The sequence below is a fragment of the Streptomyces sp. BI87 genome, from assembly GCF_025957665.1.
Taxonomy (GTDB): Bacteria; Actinomycetota; Actinomycetes; order Streptomycetales; family Streptomycetaceae; genus Streptomyces; species Streptomyces albidoflavus.
The window spans coordinates 3,302,084-3,321,870 of the sequence record NZ_CP110079.1; the positions used below are offsets into that span (position 1 = coordinate 3,302,084).

Annotated in this window: 16 protein-coding genes; 5 read left to right on the forward strand and 11 right to left on the reverse strand. The window is 73.4% G+C overall.

Features of this window, described 5'->3' with window-relative positions:
- Positions 1–55: 55 nt before the first annotated feature.
- From OIM89_RS14525 to OIM89_RS14540, 4 genes are all read right to left on the reverse strand, one after another.
- Complete coding sequence (locus OIM89_RS14525) at positions 56–1,636, reverse strand: MFS transporter (RefSeq protein ID WP_047466219.1); 1,581 nt, start codon at positions 1,634–1,636, stop codon at positions 56–58.
- 51 nt (positions 1,637–1,687) lie between these two features.
- Positions 1,688–2,182, reverse strand: coding sequence for a MarR family winged helix-turn-helix transcriptional regulator (locus OIM89_RS14530; protein WP_047466221.1), 495 nt, complete (start codon positions 2,180–2,182; stop codon positions 1,688–1,690).
- A 126-nt stretch (positions 2,183–2,308) separates the two neighbouring features.
- Positions 2,309–3,925 (reverse strand): methionine--tRNA ligase, encoded by a 1,617-nt coding sequence (metG, locus tag OIM89_RS14535; protein ID WP_217465896.1) that lies wholly within the window; start codon positions 3,923–3,925, stop codon positions 2,309–2,311.
- A 106-nt stretch (positions 3,926–4,031) separates the two neighbouring features.
- Entirely contained in the window at positions 4,032–5,747 is a 1,716-nt protein-coding gene (locus OIM89_RS14540) for a VWA domain-containing protein (protein WP_264491335.1), read from the reverse strand.
- Positions 5,748–6,375: 628 nt separating this feature from the next.
- On the opposite strand from OIM89_RS14540, the gene OIM89_RS14545 reads away from it, so the two are divergent.
- On the forward strand, positions 6,376–8,490 hold the full coding sequence (locus OIM89_RS14545) for a PhoX family protein (RefSeq protein WP_030697004.1): 2,115 nt from the start codon (positions 6,376–6,378) through the stop codon (positions 8,488–8,490).
- Between the two features lie 29 nt (positions 8,491–8,519).
- Here OIM89_RS14545 and OIM89_RS14550 read toward each other — a convergent pair whose 3' ends face one another.
- Both OIM89_RS14550 and OIM89_RS14555 read right to left on the reverse strand, forming a co-directional pair.
- Positions 8,520–9,431, reverse strand: coding sequence for a hypothetical protein (locus tag OIM89_RS14550; RefSeq protein WP_030697003.1), 912 nt, complete (start codon positions 9,429–9,431; stop codon positions 8,520–8,522).
- Positions 9,432–9,487: 56 nt separating this feature from the next.
- Entirely contained in the window at positions 9,488–9,922 is a 435-nt protein-coding gene (locus tag OIM89_RS14555; protein ID WP_030697002.1) for a hypothetical protein, read from the reverse strand.
- Positions 9,923–10,381: 459 nt separating this feature from the next.
- On the opposite strand from OIM89_RS14555, the gene OIM89_RS14560 reads away from it, so the two are divergent.
- The 3 genes from OIM89_RS14560 (at position 10,382) to OIM89_RS14570 (ending at position 13,551) form a co-directional block, all read left to right on the forward strand.
- Positions 10,382–11,068, forward strand: coding sequence for an NAD(P)-dependent oxidoreductase (locus OIM89_RS14560; RefSeq protein WP_030697001.1), 687 nt, complete (start codon positions 10,382–10,384; stop codon positions 11,066–11,068).
- An 82-nt stretch (positions 11,069–11,150) separates the two neighbouring features.
- The gene (locus OIM89_RS14565; protein WP_030697000.1) at positions 11,151–12,341 is read left to right on the forward strand and encodes a PP2C family protein-serine/threonine phosphatase; all 1,191 of its coding nucleotides are present in this window, start codon (positions 11,151–11,153) and stop codon (positions 12,339–12,341) included.
- 169 nt (positions 12,342–12,510) lie between these two features.
- The gene (locus tag OIM89_RS14570) at positions 12,511–13,551 is read left to right on the forward strand and encodes an NAD(P)-dependent alcohol dehydrogenase (protein WP_047466543.1); all 1,041 of its coding nucleotides are present in this window, start codon (positions 12,511–12,513) and stop codon (positions 13,549–13,551) included.
- A 35-nt stretch (positions 13,552–13,586) separates the two neighbouring features.
- Here OIM89_RS14570 and OIM89_RS14575 read toward each other — a convergent pair whose 3' ends face one another.
- The 3 genes from OIM89_RS14575 to OIM89_RS14585 all read right to left on the reverse strand — a co-directional run bounded on the left by OIM89_RS14575 (position 13,587) and on the right by OIM89_RS14585 (position 16,179).
- Positions 13,587–13,883: a metal-sensitive transcriptional regulator gene (locus OIM89_RS14575; protein ID WP_008416063.1), complete on the reverse strand. Its 297-nt coding sequence runs from the start codon at positions 13,881–13,883 to the stop codon at positions 13,587–13,589.
- A 114-nt stretch (positions 13,884–13,997) separates the two neighbouring features.
- Entirely contained in the window at positions 13,998–15,455 is a 1,458-nt protein-coding gene (locus OIM89_RS14580; protein WP_030696998.1) for a flotillin family protein, read from the reverse strand.
- Positions 15,456–15,681: 226 nt separating this feature from the next.
- The gene (locus tag OIM89_RS14585) at positions 15,682–16,179 is read right to left on the reverse strand and encodes a hypothetical protein (protein ID WP_264491336.1); all 498 of its coding nucleotides are present in this window, start codon (positions 16,177–16,179) and stop codon (positions 15,682–15,684) included.
- Between the two features lie 616 nt (positions 16,180–16,795).
- Between OIM89_RS14585 and OIM89_RS14590 the strand changes: the two genes are divergently transcribed.
- Positions 16,796–17,632, forward strand: coding sequence for an alpha/beta hydrolase (locus tag OIM89_RS14590; protein WP_030696996.1), 837 nt, complete (start codon positions 16,796–16,798; stop codon positions 17,630–17,632).
- A gap of 7 nt (positions 17,633–17,639) precedes the next feature.
- Here OIM89_RS14590 and OIM89_RS14595 read toward each other — a convergent pair whose 3' ends face one another.
- Both OIM89_RS14595 and OIM89_RS14600 read right to left on the reverse strand, forming a co-directional pair.
- Positions 17,640–19,184 (reverse strand): LCP family protein, encoded by a 1,545-nt coding sequence (locus OIM89_RS14595; protein WP_151168795.1) that lies wholly within the window; start codon positions 19,182–19,184, stop codon positions 17,640–17,642.
- A gap of 213 nt (positions 19,185–19,397) precedes the next feature.
- Positions 19,398–19,682 carry a hypothetical protein gene (locus OIM89_RS14600; protein WP_030696994.1) on the reverse strand — a complete coding sequence of 95 codons (285 nt, stop codon included), beginning with the start codon at positions 19,680–19,682 and terminating at the stop codon, positions 19,398–19,400.
- Positions 19,683–19,787: the final 105 nt, after the last annotated feature.

Genomic DNA, 19,787 nt, shown 5'->3' on the forward strand with positions numbered 1-19,787 from the left:
CCGGCCGGGCTGAATCAGCCCGGCCGGCGCTTGAGGCCGGTCCGTGAGTCCAGCCCTACTCAGGGGCGGGCACCGGCCGCCGCAGCACCCAAGCCGAAGCCACCGCCCCCGCCACGCACAGGCAGGCCGTGACCCAGACGGCGGCGTGGACGCCGTTGAGGAACGCCTGCCCGGCCGCCTCCGTGACGGGCCCGTGGAGGGATTCGGGGAGGCGGGGGCCGACCGGGGCCACGCCCATGGCGACGGCGTCCTTGGCCTCGGCGAGGCCGTCGGCGACCGGGGCCGGGACTCCGGCGGAGGCCAGTTCGGGGCCGAAGGTCGCGGAGACCCGGCTGCTGATCAGGGAGATGAGGACCGAGGTGCCCAGCGCCCCGCCGACCTGGAGGGCGGTGGACTGGAGGCCCCCCGCGACTCCCGCGTCCCGGACGGGCGCGTTGCCCACGATGGCGTCCGAGGATGCGGCCATGACCATGCCGATGCCGAGGCCGAGGGCCACGAAGGGGGGCCAGAGGACGGCGTAGGCGGTGTCCAGGCCCCAGCCGAGGATGCCGAGGGAGGCGCCGGCCTGGAGCAGCATGCCGAGGGGCATCGTCAGGCGGGCGCCGAAGCGGCCGGTGAGGGCGGCGCCGAGCGGGGCGGCGACGACCGAGGCGAGGCTGAGCGGGAGGGTGCGTACGCCGGACTCGACGGGGCTGTAGCCGCGCACGTTCTGGAGGTACAGCATGACGAAGAAGATCACGCCGAGCAGGACGAAGAAGTTGACGGCGGTGATGACGGTGCCGACGGTCAGCGCGGGGTTGCGGAAGAGGCGCATCGGCAGCAGCGGGTGGGCGACCCGGTTCTCGTAGAGGCCGAAGGCGACCAGGACCGCGAGGCCGGCGAGCAGGGTCAGCACGGTGGCCGGGGAAGCCCAGCCCCAGGTCTCGCCCTTGACGACGGCGAAGACGACGAGCAGCAGCCCGAGGGCGAGCAGCACCACCCCGGGGATGTCGAAGCGCGCGCCGCGCCCCTCCTCGCCCTTGGCCTGCGGCAGCACCCAGGCGCTGAAGGCGAGGGCGAGGACGCCGACGGGGGCGTTGATGAAGAAGACCGACTCCCAGTTGACGTGCTCGACCAGCAGGCCGCCGACGATCGGGCCCAGCGCGGTCGACACCGAGGAGACCATCGCCCAGATGCCCACCGCCATGCCGAACTTCTTCGGCGGGAAGACCGCGCGCAGCAGCCCGAGGGTGTTCGGCATCAGCAACGCGCCGAAGAAGCCCTGGACGGCGCGGAAGGCGATGACGCCCTCGATCGACCCGGCCAGGCCGATGGCGACCGAGGCGAGGGTGAAGCCGGCGACGCCGATCAGGTAGTACGTGCGGCGGCCGAAGCGGTCGCCGAGCTTGCCGCCGAGGATGAGGGCGGCGGCGAGCGCCAGCAGGTAGGAGTTGGTGACCCACTGGAGGTCGGCGGTGCCGGCGTTCAGGTCGCGGCCGATCTCCGGGTTGGCCATGGAGACGACCGAGCCGTCCAGGGCCACCATGAAGAGCCCGAAGGCGACGGCTATGAGGGTCAGCCAGGGGTTGCCGCGCCGGGTGGGCGACGGGGGTGCGGGTGCCGGTTCGGGCGGTGCTTCGGGGGTCCGGGTGGGCATGGGTGTTCCTCGCAGGGGGACGGGTGGCCGTACGGGGCCGGTGGCGCGGGGTCAGGAGGCGGACGGGTGGAGTCCGCGCTCCAGCAGGTGCAGGGCTCCGACGGCGGCGCCGAGTGCGCCCCGCTCGCCGTCGCTGAGGCCGGCCAGGGCCTGCTCGACGTACCCGCCGATCAACTCGTCGACGGCGTGGGTGCGTTCGGCGGCGGTCGGGGTGAGGTGGAGGTGGGTGACGCGCTTGTCGTCGGGGTCCCGGCGGCGCTCGACCAGTCCTGCGGCGGCCATCTGGGTCACCGTCGCGCTGAGGTTGTTGGGCTTGACGAGCAGCACCTCGGCCGCCTCCCGGACGGTGATGCCCGCCCGGTCGCGGATCAGCCGCAGCAGGGCGATCTGGCCCTCGGCGGGCTTGGCGTGCGGGAAGTCGGCGTCGACGCGGCGGTCCAGGGCGCGGTACAGGGCGGGGAGGACGAGGGCGAGCCGCCGCGCGAGCTGGTCGGCGGAGCCCTCGGCCGGCGTCGTCCCGTCCGGCGTGCGCGCTGTCGTGTCCACGGGGAGGAGGATAGGTATGGCGTCATACCTATGTCAAAGCGCGGCGAGCACGGCGAGCACGGCTGGAGACGCCGAAGCGGTAAGCCCCCGGTGAGGGGGCCGCTTCGGCAGGCGGGGGACGGCTGGTCAGGCCGTCGGCTTCTCCTCCAGGCGGGGGAAGAGGACGGCGCCCTTGGTGACGGTGGCGCCGGCCGGGAGGCGGCCCCAGTCGGCGGTCTCGTCGATGCGCTGCCCGGCGAGCGGGCCGAGGCGCGGCTCGGCGCCGAGGGAGTCCCAGAGCTTCTGGGAGGTGTCGGGCATCACCGGGTTGAGCAGGACGGCCATGGCGCGCAGCGACTCGGCGGCCGTGTACAGGATGGTGGCGAGGCGGGCGCGGCCCTCCTCGCTGTCGTCCTTGGCGACCTTCCAGGGCTCCTGCTCGGTGATGTAGCCGTTGACCTGCTTGACGAAGTCGAAGATGGCGAGGATGCCGGACTGGAAGTCCAGCTCCTCCCCGATCGCGCGGTCGGCGGTGGCGACGGCCTTGGCCAGGCCCTCCTGGACCGCCCTCTCGGCCTCGCCGGAGGCGGTCGCGGCGGGCAGCTCGCCGCCGAAGTACTTGTTGACCATGGCGGCGACGCGGGAGGCGAGGTTGCCGTAGTCGTTGGCCAGCTCGCTGGTGTAGCGGGCGGAGAAGTCCTCCCAGGAGAACGAGCCGTCCTGGCCGAAGGAGATCGCGCGCAGGAAGTACCAGCGGTACGCGTCGACGCCGAAGTGCGAGGTCAGGTCCTGCGGCTTGATGCCGGTCAGGTTCGACTTGGACATCTTCTCGCCGCCGACCAGCAGCCAGCCGTTGGCGACGACCCGGCCGGGGAGCGGGAGGCCCTGCGCCATCAGCATGGCGGGCCAGATCACCGCGTGGAAGCGGAGGATGTCCTTGCCGACGAGGTGGACGTCGGCGGGGAAGGTGGCGTCGAAACGGGCCTGGTCGGCGCCGTACCCGGCGGCCGTGGCGTAGTTCAGCAAGGCGTCGACCCACACGTAGATGACGTGCTTGTCGTCCCACGGGACCTTGACGCCCCAGTCGAAGGTGGAGCGGGAGATCGACAGGTCGGTGAGGCCCTGGCGGACGAAGTTCAGGACCTCGTTGCGCGCGGACTCGGGCTGGATGAAGCCCGGGTTGGCCTCGTAGAAGTCGAGGAGGCGCTGGGCGTACTCGCTCAGCTTGAAGAAGTAGTTCTCCTCCTTGAGGATCTCCACCGGCTTCTTGTGCACCGGGCAGAGCTTCTCGCCCGCGAAGTCGCCCTCGCCGTCGAGCAGCTCACCGGGGAGCTTGTACTCCTCGCAGCCCACGCAGTACGGGCCCTCGTAGCCGCCCTTGTAGATCTCGCCCTTGTCCCACAGGTCCTGGACGAACTCCTGGACGCGGTCGGTGTGGCGCTTCTCGGTGGTGCGGATGAAGTCGTCGTTGGCGATCTCCAGGTGCTCCCACAGGGGCTTCCACGCCTCCGTGACGAGCTTGTCGCACCACTCCTGCGGGCTGACCCCGTTGGCGTCGGCGGTGCGCATGATCTTCTGACCGTGCTCGTCCGTGCCGGTGAGGTACCACACCTTCTCGCCGCGCTGACGGTGCCAGCGCGTGAGCACGTCGCCTGCGACGGTCGTATAGGCGTGGCCCAGGTGAGGAGCGTCGTTGACGTAGTAGATCGGGGTCGTGACGTAGAACGCCTTCGTCCCCTGCTTCTCGTTTCCATTGGCCGCCATGGACGAAATCCTAACGGCCCCCCGAAGATCGCTTCACCGCGTTTCAGGGCGTGGAACGCGGGCGGCCCCCGGTCCGGGGACCGGGGGCCGCACAGGTCAGAGGGGGTCAGGCGCGGGCCGCCAGCCACCCCGGGAAGGCGGCGAGGAGCCCCGCGTACAGCTCCGCGTCGGTCAGCTCGCGGGGAGCCGGACCGGCCGGGAAGTACCCGGTGTGCGAGGTGTTCAGCTTCCGCAGGTACTCGAAGTTCTTGTGCTCGCTCTCGCCGAAGCCCACGAACTGCCAGAACAGGGGCGCGCCGGAGACCGCCTTGAGCGCCTGCGTCGCGGCGGTCCTGGCGTCCGGCGGGCCGTCCGTCTGGAAGATCACCAGCGCGGGTTCGGTGGCCCCGGACGCCTCGTGCAATGCCGTGACCTCCTCGATCGCCCGGTGGTAGCTGGTCCGGCCCATCCGGCCGCACTCCGCGTGCAGCTCGTCGATCCGGCCCTCGTACGCCTCCGGGGTCAGCTCGCCCTTGCCGTCGATGTCGGTCGAGAAGAAGACCACCTGGACGGCGGGGGCGTCGGCCGGGTCGAGGTGGGTGGCCAGCGCCAGCACCTGCTCACCGAGGCACTGTGCGCTGCCGTCCTTGTAGTACCCGCGCATCGAACCGGAGCGGTCGAGCACCAGGTAGACCTTGGCCTTGGTCCCGGTCAGACCCGCGTCGGCGAGCGCCTGGGCGGCGTCCGCGACGGGGAGCCCGGTCGCCTGCGGCTTGGCGGTCTTGGCGGACTTGGCGGACTTGGCGGGCTTCGCGGGGGAGTTGGCCGCCGCCTTCGCGGGCTCGGGGGCCTTCTCGACCGGCTTGGCGGGCTCCGGCTCGGGGGCGGGGGCCGGCTCGGGGGCGGACTCGGCGACCGGCTCGGGGGCGGGCGCCGGCTCCGGCTCGGCCTTCGCGGCGGGCTCGGGTACGGGCTCCGGGTCGGCGGCGGGCTGGGCCGCCTCCGGCTTCGGGTCGAAGATCGAGGGCTCGGTGATCAGGGCCTCGGGCACCTCCGGGTCCGCCGGTACGGCGGCGACGATCGGCTCGGCCGCCTCCTTCGCCCCGGTCTCGGCCTCCGGGGCCGTACGGGCGGAGTCCGCGTCGGCCTCGGCCGGGGCGGCCGCCTTCTCCGGAGCGGGGTCGGACACCGGCTCGGCGGCCGGAGCCTCGGGTGCGTCCGACTTGGCGGCCGGGGCCTCGGCGGCCGGGGCTTCGGCGGCCGGGGCTTCGGCGGCCGGGGTCTCGGCGGCGGGCTCCGGGTCGGCCGGTGCGGCCTCGGGCTCGGGCGCCGGCTTTGCCTCCGGCTCGGTGGCGGGGGCGGCGGCCTCCGGCTCGGCGGCCGGGGCGGCGGCCTTGGCCTCCTCCGCCGGAGCGGAGGACTTCGGCTCGGCCTCCGGCTTCGGCTTCTCCGCCGGGGCGGCGGACTCCGGCTCCGGCTCCGGCTCCGGCTCCGGGGCGGTCTTCGGGGCGGGGGCCGGGGTGTCGAGGACGGCGTCCGGGTCGTCCTCGGGCGAGCGCTGGGGGCTCGGCACGCCGGCCGCTTCGCGGTCGAAGGCGGCGGCGACCAGGTCGGGGGTGTGGTCCGCGCCATCCGCGGCCAGCGGGTCCTCGGCGCGGGCCGGGGGGACGGCCGGGGCGTCGGTGGCGGGCGCCGGGGACTCGGCGGCGGGGGACGCGTCACCGGTACGGGCCGGGGGGACCGCCGTGGTGTTCTCGGTCCCGGTGCCGGAACCGGCCTCGGATGCGTCCCGGTTCTTGCGTGACCGGCCGAGCGCGTTCCGCAGGAGACTGAGAATGCCCATCAGGTTCCTTTCGAGGGGGCCACCGGCTCCAGCCGGTGGGGGATCGATTCCAGCCCTGCGCCACGAGGGCGCGGCAGCCGATCTTGCACGTGCGTGGCGATTCGCGTCCGGCGGGACGCGGAGCCTTCGAGATGGTGGGGCGAGAGAAAGGGTGGGGCGGGGAAGGATCGGGGTTCAAGCAGTGTGACCGACGGAACCGGTCACGGTCCCTAAGTCGGTGCGGGTCGGGCGGGCCAGGGCGGCACCACCGGCCTCGCGGCGGTGGCAGCCCGCGCGGTCACGCGGCGGCGAGAACACCCGAGTCACCTGCGCAACCCTTCGCGTGAGTTGGTCCCCGTCGCGGCGAAGTCCCGGGGCGCGCCCGGGCCCCCGGTTCTGGCCAGGGCGGACACGTAAGGTTAGCCGCCCGCACGGGTGATCTTGGGGAGGGTCGGCCGGGTGACGGCGCCCATCGTCCCGGCGTACTCCACCACAGGGCAACCGGGGCCCGTGCGCCGGGGGTTCACGCTCCGTTCAACTCGCGTCCGCCGCGTTGCCCGGCTGCCCTCCTAGCGTCGCGGCCGACCGGGGCTTTCACGGTCGGCCGGCGCAGACGGGCGCCGGTGCCGGGGCCCGGACGGAGGAGACCATGCGCAAGCTGCTTCCGCTGATCGGATCGCACCCTGGCGGCCGTTCGGCGCTGACCTGCCGGTTCCGCTGCGGGGACGCCTGCTTCCACGAGACGCCCAACACCAGTGACAACGCCTACGTCGGTGACGTGATCGCCGGTGTCATCTCCAGAAGGTCGGCCCTGCGCGCCGCCGCCGTCGTCACGGTCGCCGGTGCGGCCGGCGCCGCCGTCGTCGGCCCCGGCGCCGAGCAGGCCGTCGCCCACGGCGGGCGCCCCGGCCACGGGGGCCACCGCCCCGGCACGGGGAACGGGACGGCGGCGCGCGGCCTGCGGTTCACTCCGGTCGCCCCCAACACCCGGGACCAGGTGAGCGTCCCGAAGGGGTACGCGCAGGAGGTCGTCATCCGCTGGGGCGACCCGATCCTGCGCGGCGCCCCGGAGTTCGACGAGAAACGCCAGAGCGCCAAGGCGCAGGCGGGCCAGTTCGGTTACAACAACGACTTCCTCTCGCTGCTCCCGCTGGACGAGCGCGGTCGCGAGCACGGCGGGGCCCGCCGCCAGGTCCTGGTCGCCAACCACGAGTACACCGACGAGGTCCTGATGTTCGCCGGGTACGACCCGGAGAACCCGACCCGCGAGCAGGTCGAGATCGCCTGGGCCGCGCACGGCCTCTCGGTGGTCGTCGTGGAGGAGGAGCGCCGCTCGGGCAAGCTCACCCCGGTCCGCCGGCACCGCCTCAACCGCCGCCTCACCACCACCAGCCGCTTCGAGGTCACGGGCCCCGCCGCCGGCCACCCGCTGCTGCGCACCAGCGCCGACCGGCGCGGCACCACCGTCCTCGGCACCCTCAACAACTGCGCGGGCGGCACCACCCCGTGGGGCACCACGCTGCACGGCGAGGAGAACTTCAACCAGTACTTCGCCCACGCCGAGAAGGTCACCGACCCCGAGACCGCCGCCCGCCTCAAGCGGTACGGCATCTCCGGCGGCGCCTCCGAGCGCAAGTGGGAGCGGTTCGACCGGCGCTTCGACCTCTCCAAGGAGCCCAACGAGGCCAACCGCCACGGCTGGGTCGTCGAACTCGACCCGTACGACCCGGACTCCACACCGCGCAAGCGGACCGCGCTGGGCCGGTTCAAGCACGAGGCGGCGCAGCCCCGGCTGACCCGCGACGGGCGGCCGGTCGTCTACATGGGCGACGACGAGAAGTTCGACTACTTCTACAAGTTCGTCTCCTCGAAGCGGATGCGGAAGGGCGACTCGCGCGCCGACCGCGAGCACAACCTGACCCTGCTCGACGAGGGCACCCTGTACGTCGCCAAGCTCACCGGGGACTCGCCGGCCGACCAGATCGACGGCACCGGAAAGCTGCCCGCCGACGGCGAGTTCGACGGCTCCGGCCAGTGGATTCCGCTGGCCACGGCCGGCCCGCGCGGCGACGTCTCGCACGTGCCCGGGATGAGCGCCGCCGAGGTCTTCGTCTTCACCCGGCTCGCCGGGGACAAGGTCGGCGCCACCAAGATGGACCGCCCCGAGGACGTCGAGCCCTCGCCGCGCACCGGCAAGGTCTACATCGCGCTGACCAACAACAGCGACCGGGGCAAGGAGGGCAAGGCGCCGGCCGACGAGGCCAACCCGCGCAACGCCAACAAGCACGGCCAGGTCCTGGAGTTGACCGAGTACCGCGAGGACCCGACGAGCACCCGGTTCGCCTGGTCGCTCTTCCTCGTCGCGGGCGACCCGGAGGACCCGGCCACGTACTTCGCCGGCTTCCCCAAGGAGAAGGTCAGCCCGATCTCCTGCCCGGACAACGTCGCCTTCGACCCGCACGGCAACCTCTGGATCTCCACCGACGGCAACGCCCTCGGCTCCCACGACGGGCTCTTCGGCGTCGCCACCAGCGGCCCGCGCAAGGGTGAGCTGAAGCAGTTCCTCACCGTGCCGACCGGCGCCGAGACCTGCGGCCCGGTCATCCAGGACCGGCGGGTCCTGGTCGCGGTGCAGCACCCGGGCGAGGTCGACGGCGCCTCCGTGGAGAAGCCCGCCTCGCAGTGGCCGGACGGACCCGGGCGGATCGTCCGCCCGTCGGTGGTCGCGGTGTGGCGCGCCGACGGCGGCGACATCGGCGTCTGAGCCGGGGCGTCACCCGAAAGAGATGCAGGTCAGCGCCGGGCCGGGCCTCCGCGCCCGAGCCCGGCGAGGACCGCGAGGACGAGCGCCAGGACGAGCAGGCCGCCGAGGACCGCCCAGGCCAGGGTCCTCGGCGCGCTCGCCAGCGCGTCGAAGACGGCGGCGGCCGACGCCTCGGAGACGTCCGGTGGCAGCTCGTCGAGGGTCGCCCGCCGCCCGATCACGATGCCGACGAGCAGCGCCCCGCAGGTCAGCGCCCCACCGAGGCAGGTCAGGACGGCGGCGCGGACCTTGCGCCGGGCGAGGAAGATGCCGACGGCGGCGGTCACCACGGCGGCGCCCGCCAGCCAGAGTCCGGCCTCCTGGAGGAGGCGGAAGCTCTGCCGGGCCGCCGGGAAGCGGTGCGCCTCCAGGATCGTCACCTCGACGTCCTCCACCGGGACGCGGTCGGCGAAGGGCACACCGTCGGCCTCCAGCTGGTCCTTCACCTGCTGGGTGATGGGGGCGAGGTTGAGGGTGACCGCGCCGTTCCCGTCGCCCTCGCGCAGGGCGCGCTGGACGGCGCCGTGCGCCTCCCGATTTGCGGCGTTCCAGCCGGTGCGGAAGGTCTCCGTGGTGGTGAACGAGCGGATCGCGCTCTCGACGAACTCGGCGACCGTGTCCTGGAGCGGCCCGGTGTCCAGCTCCCGCATGACCCGGTCGGTGACGGCGGCCGCGATGTCCGCCTGGATGTGCTCGTTCGAGGCGAGCGGCTCCATCGTCCCCACGTAGTCGTCGGCGTCGCCGATGTCGAGCCGCGCCCACCCGGAGAGGATGGCGAGCGGCACCAGCAGCGCCGTGACGACCAGCAGCACCCCGGAGGCGACCGCCGAGAAGCCCCGTCCCGCGCGGCGGGCGCGGGACGGGGCTCGGTCGGGGCGCGCGGCGTTCGCGGGGCTGCTCACGGAGTCCAGCGAAGCGGGGGAACGCGCGGGACGCCACCCGTGGGGGGCTCATCGGGTCACCGGTGTGAGCCCTCCAGCGCCGGTTCCTTCGTGTAGTACCGGTAGAAGACCGAGACGAAGACGGCCAGCCCCAAGGCGAGGCCCAGCCCCACGCACCGCAGGATGCTGGCCCCGCTGAGGCTGTGCAGATAGCCGAAGATCGCCCCGCCGAAGACGGCCCAGACCGCCGCCCGCGCCTCGCGGGGGATGGTCGGCGTCATCCCCTTGTGCAGGACGAAGGCGACGACGCCGACGACCAGCCCGGAGCCGATACCGAAGAGGACGTTGCGCCAGGTGATCGGGCCCGCGTCGCGCTGCATGGTGGCGCCCCAGCAGCCGTAGAGCACCGCGAGGACGAGCGGCCAGCCGATCGAAGCCCTGCTCGTCGCGGGGTGGTGGGAGGTGGGGTGGGAGCGACCGGTGGTTCCCCTGGCCGGGGCGGCGTGCGACATGGCGGGCTCCTCTCAGCCGGTGAGCCGCGGGCGCGCGCATCCCGCGCTGCCCCTGCGGCCTGGACGGGCGTACGGCTTGGGCGCGGCTCCGGTGCGGCCGGTCTGCGGCCTCCTTCCAGGGCACACCGCCGGGCGTGCGGCGGCAACTCGGGAGGCGCGGACCGTACGAGGTGCGGGGGTGACAGGGGCGTGGTTCGCTGGCGGAATCGGTCTCCGGCGCCGGACGCCGCCGCCGTGGACGGAACGAGGCGGACGGCTGGGCGGGTAGGGATGTTTCACGTGAAACATGAGCAGGTGTTTCACGTGAAACGTCAGGGCCATCACGGGGCGATCGTGGATGTTTCACGTGAAACATCCACGAGGGCCGGGTGGTTGTGGTCCCCCGGCGCCTCACGCGCCGGAACCACCAAGCGGAAGGCGCCAGATGGCGATCCCGAGGAACGTGAGGGAGAGCTCCCGATGAAGATCGTGGTGTTCGGGGCCACCGGCATGATCGGCAGCCGGATCACCGCCGAGGCGGTGCACCGGGGCCATCAGGTGCTGGCGGTGAGCCGGAGCGGGGCGGCACCCGTGCCCGGGGCGGTGGTGACGGCGGGCGACGCGAGCGATCCGGAACGGGTACGCGAACTGGCGGCCGGCGCCGACGCGGTCATCTCCGCCGTCGCGCCGCCCCGCGACGGCTCCGACCCGGGCGAGGCCTTCCTCGCGGTCAACGTCGCACTGGCCGAGGGGGTGAGCGCGGCCGCCGCCACCACTCCGGGGCCCGCCACCGGTCCCGGCGCGGGGCGGCTGGTGGTGGTCGGGGGCGCGGCGAGCCTGGAGGTGGCCCCGGACCGGCCGCTGGTCGAGGAGGAGGGGTTCCCCGAGGCGTACCGGCCGGAGGCACTGGCCCAGCAGGACGTCCTCTGGTTCTACCGGGACATCGACGATCCAGGGCTGGACTGGACGTACATCTCCCCCGCGCCGGAGATCGGCCCGGGGGAGCGGACCGGGCACTACCGGATCGGCGGCGACACCCTGCTGACGGCCGAGGGGGCGGGCGGCAGCCACGCCTCGCGGATCAGCGCCGAGGACTTCGCGGTGGCCGTCGTCGACGAGGCCGAGCAGCATCGCCATCCGCGCACCCGGATCTCGGTGGCGTACTGACGCGTTCGCCCCGCGCACCACGCGGCGGGACACGACCGGAAGGACGGTTATGCGCAGGGTGCCGGGAGACGCGACCCCTCAGATGCGTTCCAGCCGTGTCCCGGACCGCCCCCTGCCCTGGCTGCGCGGCCGGCACGCCATCTGGGCCCTGCCCGCGCTGCTCCTCCTGCTGATCCTCGTCGGCGAACTGTGGACCGGCAGTAGCTTCCGGATGATCGCCTGGGTGGTGATGGTCCCAGCCCTGACGGCCGCGCTCACCGGAGTGGGGGCCACCGTGCTCTTCTCCGTGCTCTCCGTCGCCGCGTACCTGCTGGTGGACGCCGTGTTGGAGCCCACGGCCGGAGCCGCGTTCCCCGACTTCCTGCTGGTCGTGGTGGCCTGCATGGTGTCGGTTGCGGCCTCCGGCATCCGCCGGGCAGGCGAACGGCGTGCGGAGCGGCTGGCCCTGGCCGCCGATGTCGTCCGCGACACCGTGCTGCGCCCCCTGCCCTACCACTGGGGCGGCCTCGACTGGTCGGCGCTGTACGTGACCGCCGACCACGTCGCCCGGGTCGGCGGGGACTTCTACGACCTCCAGCCGAGCCGGTACGGGACCCGGGTCATCCTCGGCGACGTGCAGGGCAAGGGCCTGGGCGCCGTCGCCGCCTCGGCCGTCCTGCTCGGCACGTTCCGCGAGGCCGGGTACCACGAGCGCAGGGTGCGGGACGTGGCCCGGCGGCTGGAAATCAGGATGAAGCGGCAGCAGGCGTACGCGCGCTACCTGGGGCAGGACGAGGGCGGCGACCGGTTCGCGACGGCGGTGGTGCTCTCCTTCGACCCCGTCGAACCGGGGACGGTGCGGCGGGGCACGGCCGGGATGGACGTGGTGACTCTGGGCCACGATCCGCCGCTGGCGGTCGGACCGGACGGGGTACGGCCGCTGCGCTCCTCGGGCGGGGTCCCACTGGGCATGGGGGAACTGGCCTGCGACGTGCCCGAGGGCGGGGGGCCGCGGATCGTCCGCGACGGCCTGGCCCCCGGCGAGACCCTGCTGCTCTTCACCGACGGCGTCACCGAGGCCCGCGACCGGGACGGCACGTTCTACCCGCTCCAGGAGGACCTGGCACGGGCGCTCACCGACGACCCCGGCCTCGCTCGCCCGGACCGCCTGGTCCGCTACGTCGGCGACGCCGTGGCCCGCCACATCGCGGGCGCCCGCTGGGAGTCCGACGATCTCACCCTCTTGGCCGTCAGGCCCCTGCCGGTCGAGCCGCAGCGGGAGGCGTTTCCGTAGGAGCCGGCCCGCCGGCCCCTCCCCGGATCGCGGGATCGCAAGAGAGGCGTGAGGCTGGGAGGGGTGGCCGTACGGGCCTGTGGGGGCGGGCGACGGGCACGACCGACGGCCGGACAGCGCACGGACGCGAAGGAGAGACATGAGTCAGCCCGAGAAGCTCCCCGAGACGATGAAGGCGGTCCAGTACCGCGAGGTGGGCACGGCGCCCGAGGTGGTGGAGATACCCGTGCCGCGGCCGGGCCCCGGCGAGGTGCTGCTCAAGGTCACTGCCGCCGGTGTCTGCCACTCCGACATCGCGGTGATGAGCTGGCCCGCGGAGCAGGTCCCCTTCCCGCTGCCGCTGACCCTGGGCCACGAGGGCGCGGGCGTGGTCGTCGCGGTGGGCGAGGGGGTCGACACGGTGCGGCTGGGCGACGCCGTCGTCGTCTACGGGCCCTGGGGCTGCGGCGCCTGCGTGAAGTGCGCGCAGGGCAGGGAGAACTACTGCCTGCGCGCCGAAGAGCTGAACATCCGTCCGCCCGGGCTGGGCGCGCCCGGCGCCATGGCCGAGTACATGATCGTCGACGACCCCCGGCACCTGATCCCGCTCGGCGACCTCGACCCGGTGCGGAACGTGCCGCTGACCGACGCGGGGCTCACCCCGTACCACGCGATCAAGCGGTCGCTGCCGAAGCTGGTGCCCGGTTCGACGGCCGTGGTCATCGGCGCCGGCGGCCTCGGCCATGTCGGCATCCAGCTGCTGCGGGCCATGACCGGGGCCCGGGTGATCGCGCTCGACGTCTCCGAGGAGAAGCTGGCCCTGGCCCGCGAGGTCGGCGCGCACGAGACGCTGGTCTCCGACGACAAGGCGGTCGAGCGCATCCGCGAGCTGACCGGCGGGCGGGGCGCGGACGCCGTCTTCGACTTCGCCGGAGTCCCGCCGACCACCGCCATCGCCCAGCAGTGCGCCGGGGTCGAGAGCGACGTGACGATCGTCGGCATCGGCGGCGGTTCGGTCGAGGTCGGCTTCGGCACCACGGCGTACGAGACGGTGGTCACCGCCCCGTACTGGGGCAGCCGCAGCGAACTCATCGAGGTCTACGACCTGGCGCGGGACGGCGATGTCACCGTGCACGTCGAGACGTACAGCCTGGACGAGGCGCCGAAGGCGTACGAGCGGCTGCACGCCAACCAGGTGCGCGGCCGTGCCGTGATCGTGCCCGGCAGTTGAGGGCGCGGGGCCGGCCGGCCGGACCGGGCCCGCCGTCAGGCCAGGGAGAGGAAAAGCTTCTCCAGGCGGGCCCGCATCTCCTCGCGGGACTCCGGGGTGGTGGGGTTCTCCCCGTCCTGCGGGTCGTCGGTCAGACACTGCTGGAGCCCGGTGGCGATGATGGCGAAACCGGCCCGGTCCAGCGCGCGGGAGGCCGCGGCCAGCTGCGTCACGACGTCCTCGCAGTCCCGCCCCTCCTCGATCATGCGGGCGACACCCGCGATCTGGCCCTGGGCCCGCTTGAGACGGTTCAGCACGGACTTGAGATCCGACTCGGCGAGTTCCAGCTGCACGGGGGGCTCCTTCGTAGGTGTTCCCTCCCAGGATGACACCGAGAGCAGACAGACAGGGAAAAAGGCCCCGGCGCCCGAAGGCGGCCGGAGCCTTTCCGTGTGCGGGACCCCGCGTCAGTCGCGGATGTCGATCTTCTGCTCGCCCCCGGACGCGTCCTTGGTGGCCGGGGCCTCGTTGGGCGCCTGGGCGGGCACGGTGGCGCCCTCCTTGGCGGTGATGCCCTTGAGGACGCTGGTCAGGTCCATCCCGGTGGTGGACTGGAGCAGCTCCATGCCCTGGGTGACGTTGTCCACCACGGTGCGGGAGAGCTTGGAGGCACCGTCGGTGGAGATCACCGTCATCTTGTCGATGGCGCTGAGCGGCTCGGAGGCCTTGGCGACGACCTGCGGCAGCACCTCGACCAGCATCTGCAGGACGGCCGCGTCGCCGTACTGGGCGAAGGCGTCGGCCTTCTTCCGCATGGCCTCCGCCTCGGCGGAACCCTTCGCGGCGATGGCGGCCGCCTCGGCCTCACCCTCGATACGGACGGCGTCGGCCAGCGCGGCGCGGTGCGCCTTCTCGCCCTCACCGGTCAGGCGGGCCCGCTGCGCGTCGGCCTCGGCCTCCTTGACCTGGGCGATCCGGCGGGCCTCCGCCTCCTGCTCGGCCTGGTACCGCGCGGCGTCGGCGGGCTTACGCACCTTGGTGTCGAGCTCGCGGTCGGTCAGCGCGGCCTGGCGCTCGGCCACCTTCTCCTGCTCCATCAGCACTTCCTGCTGACGGGCGGCCTCGGCGAGCGGACCGGCGGCGTTGGCCTTGGCGCCGGCCGCCTCCGTCTCGACCTTGATCTCGGCCTGCTTGAGGTAGAAGGTCCGCTCGGCGATGGCGATTTCCTCGGCGGCCTTCAGGCGGGCCTGCTCCGAGGCGCGCTTGGCGATCGCCTCGGCGATGTCGGCCTCCTGCTTGGCGCGGGCGGCCTCGGGTCGGCCGAGGTCCTCCAGGTAGGAGCCCTCGGTGGTGATGTCCTGGATCTGGAAGGCGTCCAGGATCAGACCCTGGCCGGAGAGGCTGGTCTCGGCCTCCTCGGCGACCTGCCCGGCGAAGGTGGCGCGGTCGCGGATGATGTCCTCGACGGACATGCGGCCGACGATGGCGCGCAGGGCGCCGGAGAGCACTTCCTGCGTGAAGCCGACGATGCCGCCCTGCTGCTGGAGGAAGCGCTGGGCGGCGGCGCGGATGGCGTCCTCGTTGCCGCCGACCTTGACGATGGCGACGCCTTCGAGGTTGGCCTTGACGCCGCGCAGCGTGACCGCGCCCCGGACGGAGACGGGGATGTGGCGGCTGGAGAGGTCGAGCGTGAAGCGCTGCTGCACGAACGGGACGACGAAGACACCGCCGCCGACCACGACCTTCTGCCCGCTGTTGTCGGTGACGGTGCGGCCGGTTTCCGGGTCGGTGGACTTCTTGCCCCGACGGCCGGTGATGATGAACGCCTCGCTGGGCCCGGCGACCTTGTACCGGGTGATCACCACCAGGGCGAGCAGGACGAGGAGCACCACGGCTCCTACGACTGCGGAGACAACTGGACTCATTGGGCTTCCCCCAAGCCGTCCGGGGGACGGCGGATAGTGCGGACAGTGCGGTCGGTCGGAGCTCCGGCGGCGCTGCCGCCTTCCGGCGCGGGCCGATGTTTCCCGTGAAACACCGGGCGGCCCCATGACGGTGTTTCACGTGAAACGTCCGGATGTTTCACGGGAGACATCGGCCGGCCGGAAGGGCGGTCGGCTGCCGGAACTCCCCGGCCCGGTACCGCCGCCGTCAGCGTTCGACGGGGCGGACGGAGACCGAGGTCGAGGAGAGAGATGCCTCGACCCAGATCTCGGTTCCCCTGGGGAGGGGAGCGGTGGATTTGGCGGACAGTTTCAGCGGCTGGCCGCCGAGGTACACCAGCACCTCGCCGTATCCACTCGCCGGGATCGCGGTGACCACGGAGCCGGCCGTACCCAACAGGTCGGCCGAGCGGGGCGTCGCATCGGTCTGGTCGCGCATCAGGGCCCTGCTCAGCTTGAGCACCACCCAGCCCGTCACCATCCCGGCGAGGACACCGACGACCGTCGCGCCGGCCACGCCGAGCCCGGTGGTCCCCAGCACGATCGCGCCGCCGAATCCGAGCATCGACACGAACCCGGCAATGGCGGGCAGGGAGAGCAGACCGTCGAGGAAGTCCCCGAAGAATCCCTCCAGGACGCCGTCGAAGATCAGGGAGAGAACCAGCAGGACGATTCCCGCGATTCCCAGACCAAGAAACAGGGTCACGATTTACCCCTCCCCGTGTCGCCGTTTCCCTCCCACACCACCGCGCCCCGCCTACGGGGGGTCAGTCGATTCCGGAACCGGCGGTCCTGATTTCCGCCGTGCCGTTCCGGGCCCGCTCCGCATTTCCGGTGCGCGGGGCAGAGTGAGAAGCCGGTGCCGTGACTCTCCTGAATGCTCCCATAGGCCAGGCCGAAAAGACATTGCCGATCACCGGCAATCTTGACGCGTTCTTAATGCCGTGTCCCTGCCGCCGTCACCGGGCCTCCGGCTTCCCGTACGCCTGCGCGAGCCTGGCCTTCCCGCGTACGGGCAAGCTGAGGCCATGGGTGGAAACGGGGCGGGAGAGCGTGCTCTGATGTCCCCTCGGCTCGCGCGGCCGGGGCGCCGGCCGCCGCCCGCGACGACGCCCACGACCGGGTCCGCGCGCCTCCGGCCAGGCCGGCTCCACGGGCCCGCCTCACCGGAACCGGCCCCGCACCGGCGGAATCCGCTGACGCCCAGGTGGCCGGGACGTAGCCCCGGACACCGCCATCCGACCACGCCCACCGTCACGATCACCGCCGCAGCCCCGCCCCGGACACCGGGCCCGGTCGCGGCACATGGGGGAGAGACCGACATGAGGACAGAGCGGGCCCAGGACGCCGAACCGCCGCCCGGCACCGACGCCACCTCTGGGGCGGAGTCCCCGGGGCGCCACGAGGACGCGGTGGCGCGGGGGGGGCTCGACGGGCTGCCGCGCCAGGGCGGACGCGGCAAGGGTGCGGGGAAGACGCCCCGGGCCGTGGTGATGCTGCTGCACGGCGGCCGGGAAGCGGGCCTGGAGGCGCCGCCGCCGTGGAACCTGCCCGGTCTGCGGATGCGCCCCTTCGGCCGGTCCATCGCCCGCGCCACCAGGGGCCGCGACGTGCGGTTGACCGCGGTGCGCTACACCCACCGGGGCTGGAACGGCGCCCGCGAGGACCCGCTGCGGGACACCTCCCGCGCCCTGGACGCGGTGGCCGAGGAGTACGGCGAGGTCCCGGTGATCCTCGTCGGCCACTCCATGGGCGGCCGGGCCGCCCTGCGCTCCGCCGGACACCCGCTGGTACGCGGCGTCGTCGGCCTGGCCCCCTGGTGCCCGCCCGGCGACCCGGTGACCCAGCTCTCCGGCCGCTCGGTGGTCCTGCTGCACAGCGACCGCGACCACACCACCAGCCCGCTCGCCTCGCAGACCACGGCGACCCGGGCCCGGCGCGCGGGTGCCCGGACCTGCTCGGTGACGATCCGGGGCAGCGACCACGCGATGCTGCGCCGCGCCCCGGAGTGGCACCGGCTCACCGCCGAACTGGTCACCGGGCTGCTCGGCCACGGGCCGCTCCCGCCGGCCGTCGGCACCGCGCTGGCCCTTCCGCCGGGCACCACGGGGCCGGAGGGCAATCTCGACCTGGACCGGATCACCGGCGCCCGCCCGTAGCGGGGGCTCAGCCGTACGACAGGTCGTCGCAGAGGTCGTCGTCGGCCGAGCGGGCGCCGTCGGCCACCTCGGCCGGGACGCCGGTCGACTGCGGCGAGGGGGAGGAATCCGGCCCGGCGTCGGGGTCGGCGGCGTAGGCGCTGCCGACGGTGATGTCGATGCCGGGCGCCGCCGCCTCGACGAGCCGGGCGCCCGGGAAGAGGCGGGCGGCCGTGCGGGCGCGGTCCGCCTCGCCGGGGCCGTGGGTGACGACGGTGCCCGCCACGTCCTGCCGGGGCGCGTTGCCCAGGGCGCCGACGGTGAAGCCGTGTGCGGCGAGGCGCTCGGCGGCGCGGGCGGCGAGACCGCTGGTGGTGGTGCCGTTGTGGACGGTGACGGTGGTGCCGGTGCCGTCGACCGGCCCGACCGGGGCCGGTGAGGTGTCGGCGGCGGGGCGGGCCTCGCGGCGGCCGCCGGCGTTCTTGCCGTCGAGGGTGCGGTCGTTGCGGAGCGCCTGCCACAGCGCGGCCGCGTCCGGTTCGACGACGGCCACCCGGTTGCCCTCGTAACGCCAGGGGATGGTGAGGAACTTGGTGTTGTCGAGGTCGATGTTCCTGAGCCCCATGGCGAAGTCCAGGAGCTTGTCGGCGGAGCCGAGGCCCTGGTCGACCGTCATCGACTTGGTGGCGGCGTCCGCGAGCGGCAGGAGCTTGCCGGGGGTGAGCCCGTCCTCCTTGATCTTCTTCATCAGGCTGCCCACGAACGCCTGCTGGCGTTTGATGCGGCCGAGGTCGGAGCCGTCGCCGATGCCGTGCCGGATGCGGACGTAGTCCAGTGCCCGCTGCCCGGAGACGTCCTGCTCGCCGCGGGCGAAGACGCGGTCGCCGCGGGTGGCGCGCTTCGGGTTGAGGTCGCGCTCGTATATGTCCTGCGGGACGCAGACGCGGACGCCGCCGACCACCTCGGTGAGGTCGGAGAAGCCCTTGAAGTCGATGACGAGGGTGTGGTCGACGCGCAGCCCGGTCAGCTGCTCCACCGTGTTCTGCGTGCAGGCGGGGTTGCCCTCAGGCGTCTCGCCCACGGTGTAGGCGGTGTTGAACATGGCGCGCTGTTTCGGCTCGGTCCACGAGCCGTCCGGCAGGCGGCAACTCGGGATCGGGACCAGGGTGTCGCGCGGGATGGAGACGGCGACGGCGTGCTGGGCGTCGGCGTAGACGTGCAGCAGCAGCGCGGTGTCGGAGCGGCCGATGTCGTCCTTGTCGCCGCCGCCGAGTTCGGCATTGCCCCCGGTGCGGCTGTCGGAGCCGAGGAGCAGGATGTTCTGGCCCGCCGAGGTGTCCGGGGGCCGGTTGTCGGAGACGCCCTCCTGGCCGAACGTGCCGAGGTTGCCGCCGAGTTTGAGGTAGAGCCAGCCGCCGCCCGCCGTCGCCAGCAGCACCAGGGAGAGGCCCAGCAGCAGGACGGGCCGCGCCTTGCGCCCGCCCTCGTGCGCCGTCGCGGAATCCCGCTCCCGCCCGCCCCCGTCACGCTCCGCACCCCCGCCCACGGGCACGCGCCGCCGGCTGCCGGTCATCCGGTCACTCCCCCTTCAGATCCCCTCGCCGCATCTGTACGACCTTGCGCAATGTAGCCACTCAAGTCGGGCACGGGGAATCCTTCCCGGGTTCCCGCCGGTCAGGCCCGAGTTGTCGCGGCCCGGCCACGCCTGATGGGACTCCCCGCCCGGGTGAACGACGGGGAGCGCCGGGGGTTCTCGGCCGGGTGCCCGCGTACGCCGGTGGGGGCGTCAGGGACTCGCGTGGTCGTAGCCGTAGCGGAGCGGCTCGTGGTGGACGCGGGGGTCGCGCCGGTACACGTAGAGCGCGTCGACGCGGAACGGCGTCGGGCCGTCCTCGGTCCGGCACGGATACGTCACCTGCACCACCGCCGGGCGGTCGAGGACCCGCAGGCGCGTGCCGTGGGCCGGGCCGCCGTCGAGCAACGCCTGTTCCCCGGCGGCGGTTTCGGGGGCGAGGTCGGGAGCGGCGGACGGGATGCGGGCCGGGGCTTCACCGGTTCCGTAGCTGTGCATGTAAAGACTTTATGCAGATCTCCGCATCCGCTCCACGGTCCCGGGCCCGCTCCACCGCGACCCGGCCGGAACACGCCGGTCTGCGGCCAACTCCCCAGGAAACGG

What these genes read in the sequence shown, in the direction of transcription:
- OIM89_RS14560 (WP_030697001.1), top strand. Translation starts at nt 10,382, where the DNA reads ATGAAGATCGTGGTGTTCGGGGCCACCGGCATGATCGGCAGCCGGATC.
- OIM89_RS14580 (WP_030696998.1), bottom strand. Translation starts at nt 15,455, where the DNA reads ATGAGTCCAGTTGTCTCCGCAGTCGTAGGAGCCGTGGTGCTCCTCGTC.
- OIM89_RS14565 (WP_030697000.1), top strand. Translation starts at nt 11,151, where the DNA reads ATGCGTTCCAGCCGTGTCCCGGACCGCCCCCTGCCCTGGCTGCGCGGC.
- OIM89_RS14590 (WP_030696996.1), top strand. Translation starts at nt 16,796, where the DNA reads ATGAGGACAGAGCGGGCCCAGGACGCCGAACCGCCGCCCGGCACCGAC.
- OIM89_RS14555 (WP_030697002.1), bottom strand. Translation starts at nt 9,922, where the DNA reads ATGTCGCACGCCGCCCCGGCCAGGGGAACCACCGGTCGCTCCCACCCC.
- OIM89_RS14525 (WP_047466219.1), bottom strand. Translation starts at nt 1,636, where the DNA reads ATGCCCACCCGGACCCCCGAAGCACCGCCCGAACCGGCACCCGCACCC.
- OIM89_RS14545 (WP_030697004.1), top strand. Translation starts at nt 6,376, where the DNA reads ATGCGCAAGCTGCTTCCGCTGATCGGATCGCACCCTGGCGGCCGTTCG.
- metG (WP_217465896.1), bottom strand. Translation starts at nt 3,925, where the DNA reads ATGGCGGCCAATGGAAACGAGAAGCAGGGGACGAAGGCGTTCTACGTC.
- OIM89_RS14595 (WP_151168795.1), bottom strand. Translation starts at nt 19,184, where the DNA reads ATGACCGGCAGCCGGCGGCGCGTGCCCGTGGGCGGGGGTGCGGAGCGT.
- OIM89_RS14570 (WP_047466543.1), top strand. Translation starts at nt 12,511, where the DNA reads ATGAAGGCGGTCCAGTACCGCGAGGTGGGCACGGCGCCCGAGGTGGTG.
- OIM89_RS14600 (WP_030696994.1), bottom strand. Translation starts at nt 19,682, where the DNA reads ATGCACAGCTACGGAACCGGTGAAGCCCCGGCCCGCATCCCGTCCGCC.
- OIM89_RS14540 (WP_264491335.1), bottom strand. Translation starts at nt 5,747, where the DNA reads ATGGGCATTCTCAGTCTCCTGCGGAACGCGCTCGGCCGGTCACGCAAG.